Below are 4,774 nucleotides of genomic sequence, written 5' to 3' on the forward strand. Positions count from 1 at the left end.
CTCGGATACGCCGGTCTCTCCATATCCGCACAACATCACTCACATCCCGGCCAGCACGTCAGTACATCGAACGACCACACGATCGAGCGATCTCGAAACATGAATAAAGGGACTTAATGTCCTCTCACAGCTACGGACAGGCAACGCGCCTCGCGCGATGGCGACCTGGCGGAACCTCGCGATCGGAGCCCTCCGCGCCGCCGGCACACCAAGCATCGCCGCAGGACTCCGCCGGGCAGGCCGGAATACGTCCCGGCCACTTCAACTCTTCGGACTCACGTGATCAACCGGACACCCGTAGAGAACGCCGAAGCCCTGCCCTCGGCTGGCAGACCCCAGCACAAGCATTCACTGCCGCCCTGACACCTGAAACCTGCAACGTTGCGACGATCACGCGAATCCGCCGCTCCCGCTGCCGCCCGTCGTCCCGCCGATCGGGCTGAACAACCGGATCCGCCTGGCCCGCGACTACTACGTCCGTGTTGACACCGTCGACTACTCCGTGGACCCACAGGCGATCGGCCGGTTCGTTGACGTGAGCGCCTCGCCCGAGGAAGTGACGGTGTTCTGCGACGGCCAAGTCGTCGCACGTCACCAGCGGTCCTGGGCCAAGCAGGCGGGACACCGCAGGCGTCGGAGGCGACCGAGCGTTTCAGCCCCTGCTTGCCCCGGTCGACTGGCGACCGCCCCGTCTTCTCGCCGCCGGAGGGGGCTTTGGTGATACAGCCGTCCACCGAGGTCTCGCTCAGTCCGAGGCCGGGCATGCGGTCGTACGACTCGAGTGCGAGGGCGTGGACCTTCTCGGATATCCCCAGTTCAGCCTATTGTTTGACGCGGCGTCGGATGGTGCGGTGGGAGCAACCGGGGGTGGAGCTGCGCTCGTAGGCTGAGCCGTGGACCAGCGCGAGGACGACGTGCTCGAAGACCGTCCGGTCGGCGATCCGACGCCGGTGGCGGCCCAGCGGGTGGTCAGCAGCGAACTCTCGGCGGGCGGGCAGGAGCGCAGCGAACTGGTCCCAGAGGGGTTCGAGCAGGCAAAATGGCAGCGCAGGCACGGCCGTCCTTCGTGATCACTGAGCGTAGAGAACTCCATGATCGCGCGGACCCGTGCCCGCGCTGCATCCACCCCGCTCGATCACTCGACAGCGGCTGCCTATTGCCGGTCGGTCTTACGTGGTCCGACAACATGGTCAGGTGCCGTGCCGGGCGTCGCGGCCACCTTGCCGAGCTCGATGGGCGTCCAGTGCGCCGCTTTGGCCGTCGACTGGGCCAGAGCGCTCAGTGGGCCCAGGGCGGTGTCGTCGGTGGGCGCGACTGGCATGAGACCGCCGGTGGTTCCGGTGCGGTCGCAGGCAACGGCGCCGGGTCTTGTGACGAGGTCGCACGGATCGTCGAGGGGCAGCATCCTGCCGGCATCAGGCTTGCAGTCGGGGGCGTTACAGCGGTCCGAAGCGGTACCCGAAGCCCCGCACGGTCTGGATGTAGCAGGGACTGCGCGGTACGTCCTCGATTTTGTTGCGTATCCGGCGTACGCACGCGTCGACCAGCCGTGCATCGCCGTAGTAGCTGTGTTCCCACACATGCGCCAGCAGCTGCTGCCTGCTGAATACCTGCCCAGGCGAAGCGGACAAATACAGGAGCAGCTTGAGCGCGGAAGGCGGGAGCGGGAGACGCTGCCCGGATTTGGCGACGGCGAGCATAGGGCGGTCAATGGTGAGCTCGCCGTGGAACTCGGTGGCCGGCTGCCCGCTGTTTGAGCTTTCGGCGCGGCGTAGCGCGGCGCGGATCCGGGCCGCGATCACTTCGACGCGGGCCGGCTTAATGATGTAGTCATCGGCACCCGCGTCCAGCCCGATGGTGACGTCGAAATCGTCACCGCGTCCGGTGAACATGATGATTGGCAGTTGGCTGGTCTTGCGGACCTGACGGCAGACCTGGATGCCGTTCATGCCGGGCAGCATCAGATCGAGCAGGAGCAGATCCGGGCGGAAGGTACTCATCGCCTCGATCCCTGCCTCTCCGCTCGAAACGGATCGGGCTTCGAGGCCGCGTCGGCGCAGGGCCAGCTCGAGCCCCTCACGAATGCTGGGGTCGTCATCTACGAGAAGAATGCGATGCATGACTAGGGCTTCCAAGTTGGTAGTCAGATGGCATAGGGCCAGGCGGTGAGCATGTAGGCGCCGTACCAGCAGCCGAACAGGGTTGCCGCGCCGAGGGTGAGGGCGGTGGTGCGGTTGCCTGTCCTGGCGATGGCCCGTGCGACGGGGATGAGGAAGATCAGCGCGGGGATCAGCAGGCGGAGCTTGGAGTGGTAGAAGTTGCTCTGGCCCAGGGTGAGGGCTGTCACGGCTATGCCGTAGACGAGGAGGGGTGGCCAGGTGGTGCGGCGGCACGCGATGGCGGTGGCGCAGAGCAGGGCCAGGATGAGGACTGCGGTGCTGACTGCGACCCATCCGTCACCACTGGTCAGCGTCTGCCGGAGGTAGTCCAGGAATGACTCTCCGTTGTCCCAGTGTGTCCCCCACCCGGCTTGCTGGATCTGGAACCACGCGGTGGGGCTGTGCAGGCGGTGTCCCACCCACCACAGGTAGCCGGGTGTCGCGGTGCAGGCCAGGATGACGGCCGCCACGGGGCGCCACTTGAAACGGCGTTCCGCCCGCAGGTACATGACGGCGGCGACCGCCAGTGCCAGGGTGATCGCGAGGGCCGCGGGCCGTGTCAGACCGGCCAGGAACGCAAGGACGCCGGCGGTGAGCCAGGCCTTACGGTGCGCGGCCAACAGGGCGCCCGCGCACAGGGCGAGGAAAAGCGACTCGCTGTAGGCCATGAAGAAGGCGATGGACATGGGCTGCGCCGCTGCCAGCAGGACGATCCCGATGGCGGCTATACGGGGGCCGTGCAGCCGGGTCAGCAGCTGATGGACGGCGACCAGTGCGGCGGCGATGGCGAGGTGGGCGGTCACGACGCCGGCGAGGCCGAAATCGAAGCCGCTCAGTTCGTGGACGCCCCGGCTCAGGAGCGGGAACAGGGGGAAGAACGCCAGATTGTTGCCGGTCAGTACTCCCTCGGCTGTGTAAGTGAAACTGTGAGGGTAGCCGTGCGTAGCTATAGAGGTGTAGAGGTGGCCGTCCCAGGAAAGCAGCCGGTCACGGACGCCGTGGCCGGCGGGACCGGTCATCAGTGCCAGCACCAGCAGGTGGAGGGCCGCGCTCGCCCCGTATACCGCGAGCCCCGGCCAGGCGATAAGGCCATAACGTTTGATCCGTCCCGACTGCTCGTCCTCGGACGAGATATCGGGTAGGAGAGAAGGGCTGTCGGTGATCAGACCCGGCGGGTCCACTTGCGATTTGCCGGGTTCGAAGCCAGTGCTAGCCATGCTTCAGCCCCCGCAAGGACGTCGTGAACGCTGCGGTCGGTGCAGAAGACGGCCCGTCTTGTGACGCACAGGCGACTCCTCCCAGAATCATGGCCCGGCCCACTTTTGGGCCGCGACACGGACGAAGAGCGCAGAGGGGCCAAGGCGCCTGCCGGCGCACGGCGCGCTTGCGCGGTGGTGGTCTGAGACCCGCTTGGGGAACCGACACTCGCCTTGAGGCCGCGGCCGACCGCGGGACGGGGAGCGTGTGCGGAAACACCCGGAGTGCGAATGAACCCAGCCTGGCCGGAAGACCGACTACGGCAGATCCCCTCATCAGGGGATAGGGGGGATGGCGGCGTGCATCCCGCGACGTCGTCTCCGGCGCCGACCGACCTTGCTCGCGCAGGTTGGGCAGATGGCCGCAGATCTGCCCGCCAACGCGGAAGAGCTTGGCGGCGGCCGGGGCGGGTGGTGCAGGGCACGCGCGAGCATTACGTGGGCGGGGCCGAAGGGCGGGCTGTCGAGAAGTCCGTTCCGTGGCCGTCGATCGATCGGCTTGCACTTGGTCCGCTTCATGGCCCTTTCGAAGCCCGTTGGCTGGTCTGGCCACGCAAGACCAGGAGGAGTCCGGCCAGGAGCCAGAAGGCGTGGCTGGCTGCGGACGCGCCGGTCTGGGTCGAAGACGGCGGTGGTGGCACCGTTCTCCGGTATCCCCGTTATGCCGCAGGCGTGCCCCTCGTCGACGAGTTTCGCCAGGGCCAGGTCGATGCCGGGGGGAAGCCGATGGCGACCTCCCGCGCCCTCGCGGCATGGGCGTCGCGGCTTGCTCGGCCACGGGTGGCTCGCCCAGGGCCTTCGCGCGGGAGAGGGCGTTCTTGGGGCGGATCTCGTCCCGCTAGCGCGGACAGCAGGCTCGCGCTCGCGCCGCTGGCGTTCTGCCCCGACGAGATGGGCGTCCTCGGCGGTGGCGTACTTGGGCGCCGTCCACACCGTGGCGAGCGATCGCTGCGGCTACCACAGCGGGGATCGCGGCGTATGCGGGACGATGCGGCTGGTAAATGCCCAGGTGAGGAACCGGGTGAGGCGAGCTGGAACGGCGCTGCAGCCGCAGCCGGTCGGTCGATCAAGGCCCGCCCGGTACCGGTGGCCAGGCGCAGAACACCATGACCTGGTAGTTCTCGATCTGCCCGGTAACCCGGCGCACTGCCGGGCCACCCCCGCCGACATGCGGGCCTTCTTCAGGAACATCGTCTCGTCCAGGGCCAGGACCCCGTCCGGCTGCCCCAGATGGCAGGGCTGTTGCAAAGTCTTTTGGTCTTGGATCGTTGCTGGTCAGGAGAGGCCGAGGAGTTCGAGGGGTCGTCGGAAACAGTCGTAGGACATCTCGCGGAGGCTGGCCGCGATGTTCGTGTGGCC

At 67.5% G+C, this 4,774-nt stretch carries 3 protein-coding genes and 2 pseudogenes; 1 reads left to right on the plus strand and 4 read right to left on the minus strand.

Features of this window, described 5'->3' with window-relative positions; all coding sequences use genetic code 11:
• Positions 1 to 406: 406 nt before the first annotated feature.
• Positions 407 to 706: pseudogene (locus OTB20_RS41705) on the plus strand (Mu transposase domain-containing protein); the annotation flags it as partial.
• On the opposite strand, the pseudogene OTB20_RS41710 reads toward OTB20_RS41705, so the two are convergent.
• The 4 genes and pseudogenes from OTB20_RS41710 to OTB20_RS41725 all read right to left on the minus strand — a co-directional run.
• Positions 618 to 1,055 (minus strand): annotated as a pseudogene (locus tag OTB20_RS41710) (IS5/IS1182 family transposase); the annotation flags it as partial. The pseudogenes OTB20_RS41705 and OTB20_RS41710 sit on opposite strands and share 89 nt — an antisense overlap.
• Before the next feature lie 98 nt (positions 1,056 to 1,153).
• Positions 1,154 to 1,321: a hypothetical protein gene (locus OTB20_RS41715; RefSeq protein WP_267825120.1), complete on the minus strand. Its 168-nt coding sequence runs from the start codon at positions 1,319 to 1,321 to the stop codon at positions 1,154 to 1,156.
• Between the two features lie 115 nt (positions 1,322 to 1,436).
• On the minus strand, positions 1,437 to 2,120 hold the full coding sequence (locus OTB20_RS41720; RefSeq protein WP_267825121.1) for a response regulator transcription factor: 684 nt from the start codon (positions 2,118 to 2,120) through the stop codon (positions 1,437 to 1,439).
• 23 nt (positions 2,121 to 2,143) lie between these two features.
• Positions 2,144 to 3,376 (minus strand): hypothetical protein, encoded by a 1,233-nt coding sequence (locus tag OTB20_RS41725; protein ID WP_267825122.1) that lies wholly within the window; start codon positions 3,374 to 3,376, stop codon positions 2,144 to 2,146.
• Between the last annotated feature and the right edge of the window lie 1,398 nt (positions 3,377 to 4,774).

The organism is Streptomyces sp. H27-H1 (genome assembly GCF_026627445.1).
Taxonomy (GTDB): Bacteria; Actinomycetota; Actinomycetes; order Streptomycetales; family Streptomycetaceae; genus Streptomyces.